At 62.0% G+C, this 17,130-nt stretch carries 15 protein-coding genes; 3 read left to right on the forward strand and 12 right to left on the reverse strand.

The features are described 5' to 3' along the window. Positions 1-15 precede the first annotated feature (15 nt). A complete protein-coding gene (locus tag HX851_RS39065; RefSeq protein ID WP_177058981.1) occupies positions 16-1,200 on the forward strand; it encodes an aminotransferase class V-fold PLP-dependent enzyme in 1,185 nt (394 codons plus the stop codon). A gap of 288 nt (positions 1,201-1,488) precedes the next feature. On the opposite strand, the gene HX851_RS39070 is transcribed toward HX851_RS39065, so the two are convergent. Genes HX851_RS39070 through zwf form a run of 3 tightly spaced genes read right to left on the reverse strand, consistent with a single transcriptional unit; the run spans position 1,489 to position 4,341 of the window. Continuing rightward, positions 1,489-2,154 carry a bifunctional 4-hydroxy-2-oxoglutarate aldolase/2-dehydro-3-deoxy-phosphogluconate aldolase gene (locus HX851_RS39070; RefSeq protein WP_177065286.1) on the reverse strand — a complete coding sequence of 222 codons (666 nt, stop codon included), beginning with the start codon at positions 2,152-2,154 and terminating at the stop codon, positions 1,489-1,491. Positions 2,155-2,171: 17 nt separating this feature from the next. Next, positions 2,172-2,885 (reverse strand): 6-phosphogluconolactonase, encoded by a 714-nt coding sequence (pgl, locus tag HX851_RS39075; RefSeq protein ID WP_177065285.1) that lies wholly within the window; start codon positions 2,883-2,885, stop codon positions 2,172-2,174. Beyond that, positions 2,872-4,341, reverse strand: a complete 1,470-nt coding sequence (gene zwf / locus HX851_RS39080; RefSeq protein ID WP_177058975.1) for a glucose-6-phosphate dehydrogenase — start codon at positions 4,339-4,341, stop codon at positions 2,872-2,874. Before zwf ends, pgl begins: the two co-directional genes overlap by 14 nt. A gap of 210 nt (positions 4,342-4,551) precedes the next feature. Between zwf and HX851_RS39085 the strand changes: the two genes are divergently transcribed. Beyond that, entirely contained in the window at positions 4,552-5,412 is an 861-nt protein-coding gene (locus tag HX851_RS39085; RefSeq protein WP_177059095.1) for a MurR/RpiR family transcriptional regulator, read from the forward strand. 107 nt (positions 5,413-5,519) lie between these two features. Here HX851_RS39085 and HX851_RS39090 read toward each other — a convergent pair whose 3' ends face one another. The 7 genes from HX851_RS39090 to HX851_RS39120 all read right to left on the reverse strand — a co-directional run bounded on the left by HX851_RS39090 (position 5,520) and on the right by HX851_RS39120 (position 13,805). Next, a complete protein-coding gene (locus tag HX851_RS39090; RefSeq protein ID WP_177058974.1) occupies positions 5,520-6,374 on the reverse strand; it encodes a D-hexose-6-phosphate mutarotase in 855 nt (284 codons plus the stop codon). A gap of 246 nt (positions 6,375-6,620) precedes the next feature. Beyond that, positions 6,621-7,970 (reverse strand): carbohydrate porin, encoded by a 1,350-nt coding sequence (locus HX851_RS39095; RefSeq protein ID WP_177065284.1) that lies wholly within the window; start codon positions 7,968-7,970, stop codon positions 6,621-6,623. A gap of 89 nt (positions 7,971-8,059) precedes the next feature. Beyond that, positions 8,060-9,220: an ABC transporter ATP-binding protein gene (locus HX851_RS39100; protein ID WP_177058970.1), complete on the reverse strand. Its 1,161-nt coding sequence runs from the start codon at positions 9,218-9,220 to the stop codon at positions 8,060-8,062. Positions 9,221-9,222: 2 nt separating this feature from the next. Continuing rightward, a complete protein-coding gene (locus HX851_RS39105; RefSeq protein WP_177058968.1) occupies positions 9,223-10,068 on the reverse strand; it encodes a carbohydrate ABC transporter permease in 846 nt (281 codons plus the stop codon). Further along, complete coding sequence (locus HX851_RS39110; RefSeq protein WP_042935312.1) at positions 10,061-10,969, reverse strand: carbohydrate ABC transporter permease; 909 nt, start codon at positions 10,967-10,969, stop codon at positions 10,061-10,063. Before HX851_RS39110 ends, HX851_RS39105 begins: the two co-directional genes overlap by 8 nt. Positions 10,970-11,124: 155 nt before the next feature. Further along, on the reverse strand, positions 11,125-12,411 hold the full coding sequence (locus HX851_RS39115) for an ABC transporter substrate-binding protein (RefSeq protein WP_177058966.1): 1,287 nt from the start codon (positions 12,409-12,411) through the stop codon (positions 11,125-11,127). A 125-nt stretch (positions 12,412-12,536) separates the two neighbouring features. Then, positions 12,537-13,805, reverse strand: coding sequence for a D-mannose isomerase (locus HX851_RS39120; protein ID WP_177058964.1), 1,269 nt, complete (start codon positions 13,803-13,805; stop codon positions 12,537-12,539). Between the two features lie 336 nt (positions 13,806-14,141). On the opposite strand from HX851_RS39120, the gene HX851_RS39125 reads away from it, so the two are divergent. Next, a complete protein-coding gene (locus HX851_RS39125) occupies positions 14,142-14,786 on the forward strand; it encodes an AP2/ERF family transcription factor (RefSeq protein ID WP_177058962.1) in 645 nt (214 codons plus the stop codon). Here HX851_RS39125 and HX851_RS39130 read toward each other — a convergent pair. Both HX851_RS39130 and HX851_RS39135 read right to left on the reverse strand, forming a co-directional pair. Next, a complete protein-coding gene (locus HX851_RS39130) occupies positions 14,755-16,215 on the reverse strand; it encodes a HAMP domain-containing sensor histidine kinase (RefSeq protein ID WP_177065283.1) in 1,461 nt (486 codons plus the stop codon). The two genes, HX851_RS39125 and HX851_RS39130, sit on opposite strands and share 32 nt — an antisense overlap. Next, a complete protein-coding gene (locus HX851_RS39135; protein WP_017126236.1) occupies positions 16,205-16,936 on the reverse strand; it encodes a response regulator in 732 nt (243 codons plus the stop codon). The genes HX851_RS39130 and HX851_RS39135 overlap by 11 nt, the downstream gene beginning before the upstream one ends. Between the last annotated feature and the right edge of the window lie 194 nt (positions 16,937-17,130).

The following is a 17,130-nucleotide window of genomic DNA, read 5'->3' on the forward strand; positions in this document are numbered from 1 at the left end:
CCGACGAGCCCCGCCATGCCAAGGAATGAAGACAACGCCCGCGACGAACACTTCTGGCAGGCCGTGGCCCGGCGCTACGACGTCGAGCCCGGCCCGCTCAACCTGGAAAACGGTTACTTCGGGCGCATGAGTCGCCGGGTGATCGCGGACTACCAGCACAACATCGAATTCATCAACCGCAGCAACTCGGTGCATGTCCGCCAGTACTTCGACAAGGTCGGCAGCGTGGCGATTCGCGCCGAGCTGGCCGAACTGATGGGCGTCAGCGACGAAGCCATCGCCCTCACCCGCTGTGCCACCGATGCCCTGCAATCACTGATCCGCAACTACAACCGCCTGCAACCGGGCGACCAGGTGCTGTACAGCGACCTGGAATACGACACGGTCAAGGGCGCGCTGAACTGGCTCGAACGCCATCGCGGTGTGCAGGTGATCCGCATCGAGCATACCCACCCGGCGAGCTTCGAATCATTGCTGGCGAGCTACCGCGAGGCGTTCGTGCGCTATCCGCGCCTGAAGCTGATGGCGCTGACCCACGTCACCCACCGTACCGGACTGGTGATGCCGGTGCAGGCGATTGTCGAGGCGGCGCGGGAGCATGGGGTCGATGTGATCCTCGATGGCGCCCATGCCCTGGGGCAGATCGAATTCGACCTGCCGGCAATGGGCGTGGTCTTCGCCGGCTTCAACCTGCAGAAATGGATCGGCGCCCCCTTGAGCCTGGGCGTCATTTACATCGATCCCGAACGCCTGGCCGATATCGACCCGGACATGGGCGAAATGCATTATCCGATCACGGACGTGCGCTCGCGCACACCCCACAGTACCCCGAATATTCCGGCGTTGATGACCCTGCCGACGGTGTTCGCCGAGCATCGGGAAATCGGCGGCGCGGCGGCCAAGGGAGCACGGCTGAATTACCTGCGCGACCTGTGGGTCGGCGAAGCGCGCAAGATGTCGGGCATCGAGGTAGTGACACCGGATGACCCGCGGCTGTACTGCGCGATCACCTCGATGCGGTTTACCCGCCAGGCGAACCAGCAGGTGATGGTCGATCGACTGTTGCAGGACTACAACCTGTTCACCGTGACCCGCGGCGGCTCGGCCTGCGGACCGTGCATCCGCATCACCCCGGGCTTTACCACCTCGGCCGAAGATATCGGCTTATTGACAAGGGCCCTCGCCGATTTGAGCGCATGAGCTGAAGGCCGTAATTGCCAGGCCTATTGCTATCGCCAGCAAGCCAGCACGCAGGGTTTTGTATTGGCTGCGTATCCGAGGTTGACCAGGCCATTGTGTGCGGGCTTGCCCGCGAAGACGGCCGCAAGGGCGCTGTAAGCCTCAAGGGCCTCTTCGCGGGCAAGCCCGCTCCCACAGGGTGGCTCGCCCCCAGGCAAGCGAGGGGCTTTCTGCTGGCATAAAAAAACGGTGCGCCGACCAAGCGCACCGTAAAGCCGTAGTACACACAACGAATTCAGTAACGGTGAATCAATCCAGCAAGGCCAGCGCCTCGGCGGTGCACTCCTGGATGCGCGCCCAGTCGCCGTTCTTGATCCACTCCGGATCCAGCATCCAGCTGCCGCCCACGCACATGACGTTTTTCAACGCCATGTAGCTCTTGATATTGGCCGGGCCGACGCCGCCGGTCGGGCAGAACTTCACTTCACCGAACGGGCCGCCGAGCGCCTTGATCGCCGCCACGCCGCCGCTGACTTCCGCCGGGAACAGCTTGAAGCGGCGATAGCCCAGGCCATACCCCTCCATGATGCCCGAGGCATTGCTGATGCCCGGCAACAAGGGAATCGGGCTGTCGACACTGGCTTCCAGCAGGTCACGGGTGATCCCTGGGGTGACGATGAACTGCGAGCCCGCCGCCTCCGCCGCCGTCAGCATCTGGCGATCGAGCACGGTGCCGGCACCGGTCACCAGTTCCGGACGATGCTCACGCAGGATCTGGATGGCCTTGAGGCCGAACTGCGAACGCAAGGTCACTTCCAGGGCGGTCAGGCCACCGGCGGCCAGGGCATCGGCCAGCGGCAGGACATCCTGCTCACGGGCAATGGTGATGACCGGCAGGATCCGCGCACGGGCACACAGTTCATCGATCAGGGCGACCTTGTCTGCCATGGAGACGGTCGGGGCATTGTTTTTCATAGCAGCTGATCCTTGGCTCATGGGCACCAGTAAATCTCTAATGTAGGTTTCAGAAACGCGCGAATCGGCATGAGGGCGAGCTCATCGCCCGCCAACGCGGCGTTCAGGGTGGTCAATTTCGACTGGCCGGAAATCGCCAGCACGGTGAAGGTCGCCGAAGACAACAGGGCCCGGCTCATGGTCAGGCGCTGGTGCGGCACGGTCGGTGCCAGCATCGGCCAGACGCGCCGGCTGCCATCCACCTGCAAGGCGACCTGCAGGTTCGGGCTGTTGGGAAACAGCGAGGCGGTATGACCGTCATCGCCCATGCCCAGTACCAGCACGTCGATATCCGGCAGCTCGGCGAGGAACTGGTCGGCTTGCTGCGCGGCCTCGTCCAGATTGGCCGCGGCGTTATACAGGCCGATAAAGCGGGCCTTGGCCACCGGGCCTTGCAGCAGGTAACGCTTGAGCAGGCCGGCATTGCTGTCGGCGTGCTCGACCGGCACCCAGCGCTCGTCGGCGAGGCTGATCACCACCTTGCTCCAGTCCAGGTCCTGCTTGGCCAGGCTCTGGAAAAACGCCACCGGGCTGCGCCCGCCGGAAACCACCAGGGTTGCTACGCCACGGGCGGCAATCGCCGTACGCAGCTGTTGGGCGACGTCCTTGGCCTGGCCTTCGGCCAACAGCGCCGGGGTGCCGAACTCGCGGCCCGTCACGCCTTGCGGCAGTTTCAGTTCAGATATCGCCATACCACGACCTCCCATCCCGCGTGATCAGTGCAATGGAGCTCATCGGCCCCCAGGACCCGGCCGCATACGGCTTGGGCGCATCACCGGACTTTTTCCAACCGGCGATCAACTGGTCACACCACTTCCACGCGGCTTCGATTTCATCTTTGCGGACAAACAGGTTCTGGTTGCCGCGCATCACTTCCAGCAACAGACGCTCGTAGGCATCCGGGATCCGCGCACTGCGATAGGTGTCGGAGAAATTCAGTTGCAGCGGCCCGCTGCGCAGTTGCATGCCCTTGTCCAGGCCCTGCTCCTTGGTCATCACGCGCAAGGAAATACCTTCGTCCGGTTGCAGGCGGATGATCAGCTTGTTGCTGATCTGCAAGCGCTGCTCGGGGGCGAAGATATAGTGCGACGGTTCCTTGAAGTGGATGACGATCTGCGACAGCTTCTGCGGCATGCGCTTGCCGGTACGCAGGTAGAACGGCACGCCGGCCCAGCGCCAGTTGCGGATGTCGGCACGCAGGGCAACAAAGGTCTCGGTGTCGCTCTGGGTATTGGAATTCTCTTCTTCCAGGTAGCCCGGCACGGACTTGCCTTCGCTGTGCCCGGCAATGTACTGGCCACGCACCACCTGAGTGGTCAGGCCTTCCGGACTGATCGGCGCCAGGGCCTTGAGCACCTTGACCTTCTCGTCACGGATGCTGTCGGCCGAGAGATCGGCCGGCGGGTCCATGGCGATCAGGCAGAGCAACTGCAGCAGGTGGTTCTGGATCATGTCGCGCAGTTGACCGGCCTTGTCGAAATAGCCCCAGCGGCCTTCGATGCCGACCTTCTCGGCCACGGTGATTTCCACGTGGGAAATGTAGTTCTGGTTCCACTGGGTTTCGAACAGGCTGTTGGCGAAACGCAGGGCGATCAGGTTCTGCACCGTCTCCTTGCCCAGGTAGTGGTCGATGCGGTAGGTACGGTTCTCCGGAAAAAACTGCGCCACCGCGTCATTGACCTTGCGGGACGACTCCAGGTCCGAGCCGATAGGCTTTTCCAGCACCACCCGGGTGTTCTCGGCCAGGCCGACTTTCGCCAGGTTCTCGCAGATCGCGCCATACACCGAGGCCGGCGTGGCGAAATAGGCGATCAACCGCTCGGCGGTCCCGGCGGTTTCCGCCAGGGCCACGTAGTCGTCGGCCTTGAGGAAATCCACATGCAGGTAGCTCAGGCGGCCGAGGAAACGCTCGACGACCACTTCGTCGATTTCCTTGGCCTCGACGAACTCGCGCAGCTCGGCGGCGATGGTCGCCAGGTGTTCGTCGACGCTGCCCGGCTCGCGGGCCAGGGCCAGGATCCGCGTGTCCTTGTGCAGCAGACCGGCGCTATCGAGGTGGTACAAGGCAGGAAAAAGCTTGCGAAGCGCCAGATCGCCCAGGGCGCCGAACAAGGCAAAGGTGCACGGTTCAACCGTTATCGAAGGCATGATGTTTGTTCTTTTATCAAGTTAAACGATAAATACCTTTTTTTGAGGCATCACTCAAGGAAAAATGTAGTAATAACCACAACATTTTATCAAAATGACGATTGCGAGTGGTGGTCCACAGACGCCATCAGTAGGATAGGCCACCGCCGAGAGCCGCCAAAGCACGTTCTCATAGGCATTGCAGAACCAAGGAACACCCACATGGACCGCATCCGCAACCTGCTGGAACAGATCCAGAGCCGTCTCGAAGACCTGAACAAGGCCGAGCGCAAAGTCGCCGAAGTCATCCTGCTCAACCCGCAGCAGGCGACCCGCTACAGTATCGCCGCCCTTGCCCAGGCGGCTTCGGTCAGCGAACCGACGGTCAACCGCTTCTGTCGTTCGTTCGACGTCAGCGGCTACCCGGAACTCAAGCTGCAACTGGCCCAGAGCCTGGCCAGCGGCGCGGCCTATGTCAGCCGCGCGGTGGAGGCCGACGACAACGCCGAAGCCTATACCCAGAAAATCTTCGGCAGCGCGATCGCCTCGCTGGACAGCGTCTGCCAGGTACTGGATCCGGCCCTGATCAACCGCGCCGTCGACCTGCTGACCCAGGCCCGGCAGATCCACTTCTTCGGTCTCGGTGCCTCGGCACCGGTGGCCATGGACGCCCTGCACAAGTTCTTCCGTTTCAACATGGCGGTCACCGCCCACGTCGACGTACTGATGCAGCGCATGATCGCCTCGGTCGCCCATACCGGCGAGCTGTTCGTGATCATTTCCTACACCGGGCGCACGCGGGAGCTGGTGGAGGTGGCGCGCATCGCCCGCGCGAACGGCGCCTCGGTACTCGGCCTGACGGCAGCCGGTTCGCCACTGGCCAAGGCCAGCACCCTGAGCCTGAATATCCCGTTGCCCGAAGACACCGACATCTACATGCCTATGACCTCGCGGATCGTCCAGTTGACGGTGCTCGATGTCCTCGCCACCGGCATGACCCTGCGCCGTGGCGTGGACTTCCAGCCGCACCTGCGCAAGATCAAGGAAAGCCTCAATGCCAGTCGCTACCCGGTGGGTGACGAGTTCGACTGAGAACGGCACTGATTCTGTGCCGGATGAGCCGGCTCCCACAAGTACGATAGAACACCACCTGCGGGAGCCGGCTTGCCGACGATGGCGTCATCCGCCACAGCGCCTGCCTAGGCTGAAGCCCGCGCCTGCAAGCTCAGGTGCGCCCGCTCCCCCGGCGCCAGGCACAGGCTGTCGGTGCCACCACTGGCGGCCTCGACACAGACAAAGCCCATCACCTCGTTCCAGCTCACGCCCAGCAATGGCCGATGCCCCGGATGCCAGACCACGGTATCGGCGCTGTCACCGGTATCGATGCACAACTCGCGCTGCCAGGCGTGATCCTTGAGGTGCAATTCGCCGTCGTGCTGGAACACCCGCTGACAACCGCCATCCACGCGTAACTCGCCTTCCTGCTGGCAAACCTGGCGATTCAACTGGTCGTAACCCTGGGCGCCTTCCAGCCCAGACAGCGCTACCTCACCCACGTCACCAATGCGCCAATAGGCATGCAGCGCATGGCTCAACTGGCAGGGTTCGCTGTCCTGGTGCTCGGTGCTCAGGCGCAACTCCATGGTCTCGCCGAGACGGGCATGCAGGTCCACCTGCCAGTCGCACAACTGCAGGCGCCAGTGCAGGCTGACCCCCTCGTCATCGGAACTGCTTTCCAACAATTTCCAGTCGATCAGGCGGGCCCAGCCGTGGGAAGGCCAGGCATTTTCACTCGGGTGTCGACCGTACCAGGGCCAGCACACCGGTACGCCACCGCGAATCGCCCCGACCTGCGGCCACTTCGCCGCGCACCACAGCCAGGGTTTCTGTCCCCGTGGCTGGAAATGCAGCAACTGCGCACCCTGGCGGCTGAACACCGCCTGGCACAGTGGATGGTCGATCACCAGCACTTCACGCTGTTGAAAGCGCTCCCACTGGAACACCGGCTGTTCGCGCCGGGATTTGAAAAAGCGTTGTAGCGGTTGCTCATGCATGTGCCGCGAATCCTGAAAATCGTTTTGCCGTATCCATGTGACTGTGGGAGCGGTGCTTACCCACGAAGCTTTTGGCGGCCGCGAGGGCCCTTTCGCCGGCAAGCCGGCTCCTACAGGTTATGCGGCGTCTGCCAAGCGTATTGCCCTGGCGAACCGTCCTCACCCGCACCCACCAAAAAAAAGCGGACGGTCTGGTGGACCATCCGCAAGATGCGCACATAGAGAGAGAGCTTATCAGTCGAGGCCTTAGAAGACCGACTGAATTTTCAGACCGGCAACCACGGCGTTATCCACCTTGTCCACGCCACCCGGATGGGTGATGTATTGCAGGTTCGGACGCACGGTCAGCCAGTTGGTGACGTGGATACCGTAGTTCAGCTCATAGTTGTACTCGGTGTCGCGCAGTGGCGAGTACAGCGGGTTGTCGTAGTCGCTAACGCCAATGGCGGCGTTGGCCAGCTCGGCATTTTTCTTCACGTCATCGTTGACATGGATACGGGCGAAACCGATACCGATGTCATCCTTCGGACGGGCATCGAACGGGCCCTTGTACACGAACATCAGCGACTGGTAGTTGTCGACGACGTTGGTGTCCTTGTCGTGGAAGGTGGCGTTGGCCGCGACGTTCAGACCGCGGGATGCGTCGCCGTTGTGGCTGGTGAGTTGCTGTTGGGCAACGAACCAGTAGCCGTGCTTGCTGTTGTGAACGCGGAAACCGTTGCCGGTGGTGGCGGCGTCCTGGCCATTGCTGTCTTCGCGGACATCATTGGCGTCGGCGGTGCTCTTGTAGTAGCCCACACGGTATTCGCCCGGCAGGTTGTTGACCTTCGGCGACCAGACCAGTTCGACCGGCAGCACGGTGCCCTTGGTGCCGCTGCCGCTGAGCTTGAAGCCGTTGCCGTGTTCCAGTTGCGACGGGTTCTGGTTGTACGCACCGATCTGCGCGTAGAACTCAGGCGTGATGTTGTACTTCACGCGCAGTGCCGCCTGGCTGACCGGCCAGTTGTACCAGATGCCGGTCGCCCAGTTACCCACCTGGGAACCGCAGAACGCCAGGTTCTGGAAGTCGCATGGGAAGGTGTTGAAGTCTTCGCCTTCACCGAAGTAACCGGCCTTGACGTCCAGCTTGCCATCGAGGAACTGGTGCTGCACCCACAATTGGGTCAGGCGGACCATGTGACCACGACCGTAGACTTCCTGCGAGGAGCTCAGGGTGCCGGCACGTGGATCGCCAACGCGGTCGTTGGAGATGTTCTGGCCATTACGGTTGGTCAGCTGGATCTTGGCCTGGGTGTTATCCCAGCCCAGCAGCTTTTGCAGGTCGAACTTCACGCCCAGGCCGAACTGGTCGCTGTAGCGTGCCGTCTTGTCGTTGTTGTAGCCGCCGCCGAGGTTGCCGCCGACTTCACCCACGTAGTCGGCCTGGATATCGATACCCTGCTCGATCAGCTTGGTCCGCTCACCACCCCAGTCACCGGTCATCCATTTCGAATCAGAGCTGAAAGCGTCGGCTGCATGCACGCTCCCGGCCAGCATTAACGCCGCCACCACTGACAACTGGCAGATAAGTTGGGCGTTGGTGTTCTTCTTTTTCATCCCTACATCCTCGTCTTATTTTTATTAACAGTTTTTATTGAACGTGGTTTACATCGATCGCAGCGGGTGGCGAACCACCCGCTGCCAACTCAGCGGCCCTTGAACTGCGCCACGTTGTCGCTATGCGCCTGCGCTTCGGGCTTGCCCACTCGGCCCAGGCGTTCACCGGTCTTGGCGTCGAACAGCAACACCTTGGCCGGATCGAATTGCAGTGTCAGGGTCTCGCCCACCTGCGGCGCCACATCCGGCGCCAGGCGGCAGCAGACCTTGCTGTCATTGAGCGTGACGAAGACCAGCGTGTCCGGGCCGGTCGGCTCGGTGACCTGTACCTCGGCGCGGATGCTCGGCATGCCCGCAGCCTCGCCGGACGCTAGCACGATCTGTTCGGGACGAAGGCCCAGAATCACCTCACGGTCTTCGAGGCCGGCGTCGCTCATGTTCATCGGCAACTCGCAGCGTGCCTGCCCGCTGTCCAGCAGGGCGACCAGGCGGCCGTCCTTGCGTTGCAGACGCAGCGGAATGAAGTTCATCGGTGGCGAACCGATGAAGCTGGCGACGAACAGGTTGGCCGGATCGTTGTAGATCTGTTTCGGGGTGCCGAATTGCTGGATGATGCCGTCCTTCATGACTGCCACTTTGTCGCCCAGGGTCATCGCCTCGATCTGGTCGTGGGTGACATAGACCGTGGTGGTCTTCAGGCGCTGGTGCATCAGCTTCATTTCGGTACGCATCTCGACCCGCAGCTTGGCGTCGAGGTTGGACAGCGGTTCGTCGAACAGGTAGATCTTCGGCCGACGCGCCAGCGCCCGGCCCATGGCCACGCGCTGTTGCTGGCCGCCGGAGAGCTGGCCCGGCTTGCGATTGAGCAGGTGCTCGATCTGCAGCAACTTGGCCACACGAGCGACTTCCTCGTCGATGGCCGACTGGCTCATCTTGCGAATCTTCAAGCCGAACTCGATGTTCTCGCGCACGCTCATGGTCGGGTACAGCGCGTAGGACTGGAACACCATGGCGATGTCGCGATCCTTCGGGCTCATGCCGCTGACGTCCTGGTCGCCGATCATGATCGCGCCGCCGGTGATGTTTTCCAGGCCCGCGATGCAGTTCATCAGCGTCGACTTGCCGCAACCCGAAGGTCCCACGAGGATCAGGAACTCACCGTCCTTGATCGACAGTTCGATGTTCTTCAGGGTGTCCGGCAGGCCGGCGCCGTAGGTCTTGTTTACATTGCGAAGTTCGAGCGTTGCCATGATTACCCCTTGACTGCGCCGGCCGTCAGCCCGCGCACGAAATACTTGCCTGCGACCACATAGACCAGCAGGGTCGGCAGCCCGGCGATCATCGCCGCTGCCATATCAACGTTGTATTCCTTGACCCCGGTACTGGTGTTGACCAGGTTGTTCAACGCCACCGTGATGGGCTGCGAATCGCCGCTGGAGAACACCACGCCGAACAGGAAGTCGTTCCAGATCTGAGTGAACTGCCAGATCAGGCAGACCATGATGATCGGGGTCGACATCGGCAGGATGATCCGCCGGAAGATGGTGAAGAAACCCGCGCCATCGAGGCGTGCCGCTTTCACCAGGGCATCGGGAATGCTCACGTAGTAGTTGCGGAAGAACAGCGTGGTGAACGCCAGGCCGTAGACCACGTGGACGAACACCAGGCCGCTGGTGGTGCTGGCCAGGCCCATCTTGCCGAGGGTGAACGAGGCCGGTAGCAGCACGGTCTGGAACGGCAGGAAGCAACCGAACAGCAGCAGGCCGAAGAACAGCTGCGAACCACGAAAGCGCCACATCGACAGCACGTAACCGTTCAACGCACCGATGGCGGTGGAGATCAGTACCGCCGGGACGGTGATCTTGATCGAGTTCCAGAAGTAACCGTTGACCGTGGCCCAGGCCTTGACCCAGCCGATGTCGGTGATCACCGTCGGCCAGCTCAGCAGGTTGCCGGTACTGATATCTTCCGGCGACTTGAAGCTGGTCAGCAGCATCACGACCAGCGGCACCAGGTAGAGCAGCACGGCGAGAATCAGCACCGCGTAGATCGCGATGCGACTCAGGCTGATGGAAGGTTTGGCGGCGAAACTAGTCATTACGCTTGGTCCTCAGCTCGGAGTACAGGTAAGGCACGATGATCGCGAGAATCGCACCGAGCATCAGAATCGCACTGGCCGAGCCCATGCCCATCTGGCCGCGACTGAAGGTGAAGGAATACATGAACATGGCTGGCAGATCGGACGAGTAGCCAGGACCGCCGGCGGTCATCGCCGCCACCAGGTCGAAGCTCTTGATCGCGATGTGCGCCAGGATCATCACCGCACTGAAGAACACCGGACGCAGGCTTGGCAGCACCACTTTCCAGTAGATCCGCGGCAGGCTCGCGCCATCGATCTGGGCGGCACGGATGATCGATTGATCGACACCGCGCAGGCCGGCGAGGAACATCGCCATGATAAAGCCCGAGGCTTGCCATACCGCGGCGATCACCAGGCAGTACACCACGCGGTCCGGGTCGATCAGCCAGTCCAGGCGGAAGCCTTCCCAGCCCCAGTCACGCAGCAGCTTGTCCAGGCCCATGCCGGGGTTGAGCAGCCATTTCCAGGCGGTACCGGTGACGATCATCGAGAGCGCCATCGGGTACAGGTAAATGGTACGGATGAAACCTTCGCGACGGATGCGCTGGTCGAGGAACACCGCCAGCAGCACGCCGATCACCAGGGTGACGCCGATGAACAAGCCACCGAAGACCGCCAGGTTCTTGCTCGCCACCCACCAGCGATCGTTGTCGAACAACCGCGCGTATTGCGCCAGGCCTACCCATTTGTAGGTCGGCAGGAAAGTCGAGTTGGTGAACGACAGAACGAACGTCCACAGGATGTAGCCGTAGAAGCCCACCAGGACGATGAACATGCTGGGCGCCAGCACCAGTTTGGGTAGCCAGCGCTGCAGTGCATCGAACGGCGAGGCTTTGCTGAACACAGCAACAGAACTCATGGGAAAATCCAGTACAGGGAAAGGGACTACATGCAGATCCCTTGCAGGAGCCGGCTTGCCGGCGATTGCGGTTTATCAGTGGATAAATCCGGTGACCGATATTCCGCTATCGCTGGCAAGCCAGCTCCTACACAGGAAGCCTGCGGTGCTGAAAACTACTTCGCGGACTTGACCGCCGCGCCGAGTTTCTTCGCGGCATCGGCAGGATCGGCTTTCGGGTCATTGATGTAGTTGGTCACTACGTCAAAGAACGCACCCTGTACCGCCAGCGTGGTCGCCATGTTGTGCGCCATGCTCGGCTGCAGGCCGCCGGTCTTGGCATCCGCCAGGAAGTCCTTGGCGGCGGTCTGGGCGCAGGAGTCGAAACCGTACTTGCCCATGTCGCTCAGCATGTCGTTGCGAACCGGGATCGAGCCCTTGTTGATGCTGAAGACTTTCTGGAAGTTTTCACCCAGCACGACCTTGGCGATGTCCTGCTGACCGGCAGCAGTGCCCTTGTCTTTCTGCTTGAACACCGCCAGGGAGTCGATGTTGTAGGTGAAGGCCTTGTCGGTACCCGGGAAGGCTACGCATTCGTAGTCCTTGCCGGCGACTTTCTTGGCTGCTGTCCACTCGCTCTTGGCCCAGTCACCCATGATCTGCATGCCGGCCTTGCCGTTGATGACCTTGGCCGCTTCGAGGTTCCAGTCCTGGCCCTTGCCATCGACGTCCATGTAGGTCGCGACTTTCTTCAGTTCGGTCAGCGCCTTGACCATTTCAGGACCGGTCAGGGTGGCGTTGTCCAGGTCGACCAGAGCTTTCTTGTAGCCGTCGACGCCCATGACCGAGAGCACCACCGCTTCGAAAACGGTGCTGTCCTGCCAAGGCTGGCCGCCGTGGGCGAGCGGAATGAATCCCGCGGCCTTGAGCTTGTCACCGGCAGCGTAGAATTCCTGGAGGGTGGTCGGCGGTTTTTCGATCCCGGCCTTCTTGAAGACTTCAGGGTTGATCCACAGCCAGTTGACACGGTGGATGTTCACCGGCACTGCCACGTACTCACCGTTGTACTTCACGGTATCGGAGACTTTCTTGTCGAGCAGGCTGTCCCACTTCTCTTCTTTGGCAACGTCCTTCAGGACGTCAGTGTCGAGCAGACCGGTAGACGCCCATTCCTGGATATCCGGACCCTTGATCTGCGCAACGCCTGGCGGGTTGCCGGCAACCGCGCGGCTTTTCAGCACGGTCATGGCCGTGGCACCGCCACCGCCGGCGACAGCGCCGTCTTTCCAGGTGAAACCATCTTTTTCGACCTGGGCCTTGAGCACATCGACAGCCGCTTTTTCACCACCGGACGTCCACCAGTGAACCACTTCCACAGTCCCTTTCGAGTCTGCGGCCTGTGCGCTGAGGGGGAACAACGAGGCGAGAGAAATCACTGCGGCGAGGCGAGAAATCGAATTCATCTGAGTACCTTTCTTGTTGTTATGCATGCAAGTCTGGTGCTTGCGCTGCATGGGATTCTAGTCAAGGCACGCCCCGTCGCAGGTAACGAAGGGATGCGCAAATGTCACGGCATGGTTACATGTATTTATAACCGTTTTTTTGGCGCAGAGGCCCGTGCCAGAGCGCTCGCGAGGCTAGGCGCCAGTGGCAGGCAGGGTAACAGCACCGCCTGGTAGGCATGATAGAGATCGGGCTTGCCACCCCAGATGCGCGCACTCGGCTGATTGTGCTCATCGAGTTCGTGATGCCAGCTGCCGTGCAGCCGGTCGATAAAGTGCAGGTCGTTGAAATCCCAGAAGCGTCGGTACCAGGTTTCGTACTGCTCCTCGCCCGTGCGCCGCAGCAGCGCCGCCGCCGTCGCGCTCGCCTCGCAATGCACCCAGTGCAGGCGCTCGCGGACCACCGGACGGTTTTCCCAGTCCAGGGTGTAGACCACACCGGGCGCGCCATCCGCCGCCCAGCCATGACGGCAGGCGCTGGCGAACAGTTCGCGGGCATCCTCCAGCAGCCATCCGGGAGTCTCCAGCCCGGCCGCGCGGCGGGCCGCCTCAAGATGCAACACCAGCCGCGACCATTCGAAACCGTGACCCGGGGTCGTGCCGTAGGGACGGAAACCGTCTGCGGGGTTGTCTTCGTTGTAGCCCGGCAGGGGTTGCCAATGATGATCGAAATGCTCGGTGACCATGAAGCCGCCAGCAGCCGCCTGCCGATGGATCAATCGCTCGACGATGCGCAGCGCGCGATCGAGCCAGCGGCTGTCGCCGGTGACATCGGCCAGGGCGAGGAAAGCCTCGGTGCCATGCATATTGCTGTTGGCACCGCGATAGCTTTCCTCGTTGCTCCAGTCGCGGGCGAAGGATTCGCGCAGCGTGCCCTCTTCCTCGCTCCAGAAATGCGCGTCGATCACACGGATCGCCTCGGCTAGAAGGCCAGGGGCCTCCGGGCTGCCGGCAACCACCGCCGAACTGGCGGCGAGCGCGACGAAGGCATGCAGGTAGGCGGCCTTGCCACTGTTGCCATCACGATGCTCGGCAACCGCGTACCAGCCGCCGAAGGTCGCATCGCGCAGCGGTCCCCAGAGCGCGGCGACACCGTGGTCGACCAGCTCGCGGCAACCGGGGATCCCCTGGATATGGGCCATGGCGAAACTGTGGGTCATGCGTGCGGTGTTCATGGTCTCGGCCATGGCCTCGGGTGGCAGGCAGCCACGCGCATCCAGATTGCCGAAACCTTCAGTTAACCTGGAGGCCTTGGCGAACGACAGCAGGCGCTGTCCTTCTGCCATCAACCAGGCTTGGTGAGCAGGAGCATCCAGCCAACTGCCGAATGGAAATTCAACGCTGTCGCCAGTCATGGGCGTCGCCTTTTCTTGTTATTCAGTTTTTATTCAGAGCCAGGTCTTATGCCTGTGATCGTGCGGATTCTAACCAGCACCCGGCAGACAACAGGTAACGAAGGCCGGTAAAAATGTCACCACCCGGTGACAATGACTTGTCCTGATAATCCGCTGCATCAGCGCTTTTTTGCCATCAAGTAGGAAAAACGCCGACTAGGCCGCTTCCCTTTTCGGTGTAGGAGCACTCCCTAAGCAGTTTTCCCACATTGAAGGCCGCCGTTGCCTGGGCGAATCTTCCAGACTTCACCCATGACACGACCCATGAAAGCCCACGCCCGCAAGGAGGCATGCCCCATGGTTAACGACAATCCGCGCCTGGCCCGTCAGTGCTGCATTTTTCCGTTGTACCGGGGAGGGACGCAGTACGCCTGGAAAGTGGAAGTGCGGCGCGACGGTCAGCCCGTGGGCAGGACCTTCACCTTCGACGAATATGGTGGCGAACCGGGCGCGCGCCTGGCCGCCGAATCATGTCGCAACGCGCTGGTGCTGAAGATGCCGCCGGTGCTTACCTATGAAAGCCGCCAGCGCCTGCTGCCGCATAACACCAGCGGTCATCCGGGCGTACTGCGGATCGAGTCCAACAACACCGGTTACTGGCGGGCCAGTACGCGGATCCACGGCTACAACCTGAGCCGCAGCTTCAGTGTCGAGCGGTATGGCGAGGAGCAGGCCAAGCGCCTGGCCCTGGCCGAGCGCCAACGGCAGTTGGCGCTGTGTGACGAACCCTATGAGCAGGCCATGGCAACCCTGCAGCAACACTTCAGCCAGACCAATTCGCGCTTGCGCGAACATCGTATCCAGGCCGCCATCGGTCAGGCCCGGCAGACAGCCGCCTCAGCCGACAGCCAGTTGCCGAATGCCCAGGAGCCGTCCCTGACGATCAGCGCGGAGCAGGCGCTGCTTTCCATCAGTCGGCATTTCGCGGCAAGTACAAAGTAACCCGCAGGCCGCCCTCACGCAGGTTCTGCAGGCTCACTTCACCGCCATGGCTGTGGGCGATATTGCGCGCGATGCCCAACCCCAGCCCATAGCCCTGCTGCTGCCCGGACAGACGGAAATGCGGCTCGAACACCTGCTCCAGACGCTGCTCGGGCACCCCTGGGCCTTCATCATCGACGTGCAGGACAAACACTTCGTCATCGTCCTCGATATGCAGGTGAGCCTTGTCACCGTACTTGAGGGCGTTGTCGATCAGGTTGCCCATGCAACGCCGCAGCGCCAGCGGCTTGCCGGGAAAGGCTGCCAATGCGCGGCCGTCCAGCGTGACCCGACCGTTGCCGTTGGGCGGCAGGTAGGGTTCGATCAGGCAATCGAGGGCGTGATTGAGGTCCACCGGCTCGATATTCTCGTGGATATCGGTGTCCTTCACACACTGCAGTGCCCCCTTGACCAACATCTCCAGTTCGTCGAGATCGCGGCCGAACTTCAGTTGCAGCTTCTCGTCTTCGAGCAATTCGACCCGCAGCCGCAAGCGTGTGATAGGGGTGCGCAGATCATGGGAAATGGCGCTGAACAACTGGCTGCGCTCGGTCAGGTAGCGGCTGATGCGTTCACGCATGGTATTGAGGGCCCGGCCGACTTCCATCACTTCGCTGCCACCGCCCTCCAGCACTGGCCGCACTTCCTCCGCCCCCAGCGACATGTCCCGAGCCGAGCGGGCCAGGCGCTTGAGCGGGCGACTCTGCCAGTGCACCAGCAGACCGATGAACAGTAACAGGAAACCGCTGGTGAGCAGGATGAACCAGAGCTGCTGGGACGGCAGCCCCTCCTCCTCCAGGCTGGTGTAGGGCTCGGGCAGCAACGAGGCGATATACAGCCACTCGCCCGGCGACATCTGGATCTGCGTCACCAGCACCGGCGGGTTGACCGGTTCCAGGGTCAGGGCGTAGTGGGCCCAGGAGCGCGGCAGCTCGTCGAGCTTCAGGCCACCGTTGAAAATCCGCAGATCGTCGGGACTGACGAAACTCACGGAAATATCGACATCGTTGCCCAGGGACTGGCGCAGCACTTCGTGGACCGCATCGAGTACCGCGGTCTTGCGCGGGGTCGGCCCCAGCAGTTTCATGTCCAGCGGCTTGTCGTTCAGAGTCACGACAAAGCGCGTACCGCCCATGCTGCGCAGCTGGTCGAGCACCAGCGGCCGGTAGGCCAGAGGCAACGAGCGCAGGTAGCTGACACTGGCGGTCATTGAGTGCGCCAGGCTGCGGGCACTGGTCACCAGGCCTTCAAGCTGGGTGGCGCGCAATTGCGAGAGCCAGATCGCACTGGACAGGGTCTGGGCCAGCAGCACCGCGAACAGCGTCAACAGCAGCATTCGCCCCAGCAGCGAGCGCGGGACCGGCAAGCGCCGGCGCAGCTCAGAGAGCATTGGCGGTGGTGACGTTGGCGGCCAACTGGTAACCGCTGCCGCGCACCGTGCGAATCAGCCGGGGGGGCTTCTCGGTATCCCGCAGGCGCTGGCGCAACCGGCTGACCGCCATGTCGACGATACGATCCAGGGGCATCAGGTCACGCCCACGGGTGGCATTGCCGATGGTGTCGCGATCGAGGATTTCCTGGGGATGGTCAAGAAACAGCTTGAGCAGCGCGAAGTCGGCACCGGAGAGAATCACTTCCTCGCCGTCGACATGGAACAGCCGGTGGCTGACCGTGTCCAGGCGCCACTCGTCGAAGGCCAGCACTTCACTGCCGCTGCGTTCCTGGCCGAACTGGGCACGGCGCAACAGCGCCTTGATCCGGGCCTGGAGTTCGCGGGGGCTGAAGGGCTTGCCCAGGTAATCGTCGGCACCCAGCTCCAGACCAATGACACGGTCGGCTTCGTCGGAACTGGCGGTGAGCATGATGATCGGCACCTGGGCCTGGCGCGGATGCTGGCGGACCCAACGACAGAGACTGAAGCCGTCTTCGTCGGGGAGCATCACATCAAGGATGACCAGATCACTGTGGGCGTCGTTCAGCGCCTGGCGAAAACCGGCGCCATCACCGACCGTACGCACCTGGAAACCGGCACGACTGAGGTAGGTGTCCAGCAGTTCACGGATTTCCTGGTCATCGTCGACCAGAAGAATGGACTTACTGACTGCGCTCACGGTGGATGTCCTTGTTGTTGTGGGTAGGACCGAAACGCGGATTATGCCTTAATCGATTAAGCCGTGAAGCACGTGTTGTCTGAGCAGGCGCCTTCGCGGGCAAACCCTGCTGATCGTTCCGCGTCCGCTCTTGTGACGCGGAGCGTCACCGGCTGCATTCCCACGCAAAGCGTGGGAACGATCATGATTCAACA

The organism is Pseudomonas gingeri, from assembly GCF_013385635.1.
Classification (GTDB): Bacteria; Pseudomonadota; Gammaproteobacteria; order Pseudomonadales; family Pseudomonadaceae; genus Aquipseudomonas; species Aquipseudomonas gingeri_A.

Excerpts from the sequence above, each read along its gene's own strand:
- HX851_RS39065 (WP_177058981.1), top strand. The coding sequence starts at position 16 with ATGCCAAGGAATGAAGACAACGCCCGCGACGAACACTTCTGGCAGGCC.
- HX851_RS39070 (WP_177065286.1), bottom strand. The coding sequence starts at position 2,154 with ATGAAAAACAATGCCCCGACCGTCTCCATGGCAGACAAGGTCGCCCTG.
- pgl (WP_177065285.1), bottom strand. The coding sequence starts at position 2,885 with ATGGCGATATCTGAACTGAAACTGCCGCAAGGCGTGACGGGCCGCGAG.
- zwf (WP_177058975.1), bottom strand. The coding sequence starts at position 4,341 with ATGCCTTCGATAACGGTTGAACCGTGCACCTTTGCCTTGTTCGGCGCC.
- HX851_RS39090 (WP_177058974.1), bottom strand. The coding sequence starts at position 6,374 with ATGCATGAGCAACCGCTACAACGCTTTTTCAAATCCCGGCGCGAACAG.
- HX851_RS39095 (WP_177065284.1), bottom strand. The coding sequence starts at position 7,970 with ATGAAAAAGAAGAACACCAACGCCCAACTTATCTGCCAGTTGTCAGTG.
- HX851_RS39100 (WP_177058970.1), bottom strand. The coding sequence starts at position 9,220 with ATGGCAACGCTCGAACTTCGCAATGTAAACAAGACCTACGGCGCCGGC.
- HX851_RS39105 (WP_177058968.1), bottom strand. The coding sequence starts at position 10,068 with ATGACTAGTTTCGCCGCCAAACCTTCCATCAGCCTGAGTCGCATCGCG.
- HX851_RS39110 (WP_042935312.1), bottom strand. The coding sequence starts at position 10,969 with ATGAGTTCTGTTGCTGTGTTCAGCAAAGCCTCGCCGTTCGATGCACTG.
- HX851_RS39115 (WP_177058966.1), bottom strand. The coding sequence starts at position 12,411 with ATGAATTCGATTTCTCGCCTCGCCGCAGTGATTTCTCTCGCCTCGTTG.
- HX851_RS39120 (WP_177058964.1), bottom strand. The coding sequence starts at position 13,805 with ATGACTGGCGACAGCGTTGAATTTCCATTCGGCAGTTGGCTGGATGCT.
- HX851_RS39125 (WP_177058962.1), top strand. The coding sequence starts at position 14,142 with ATGGTTAACGACAATCCGCGCCTGGCCCGTCAGTGCTGCATTTTTCCG.
- HX851_RS39130 (WP_177065283.1), bottom strand. The coding sequence starts at position 16,215 with ATGCTCTCTGAGCTGCGCCGGCGCTTGCCGGTCCCGCGCTCGCTGCTG.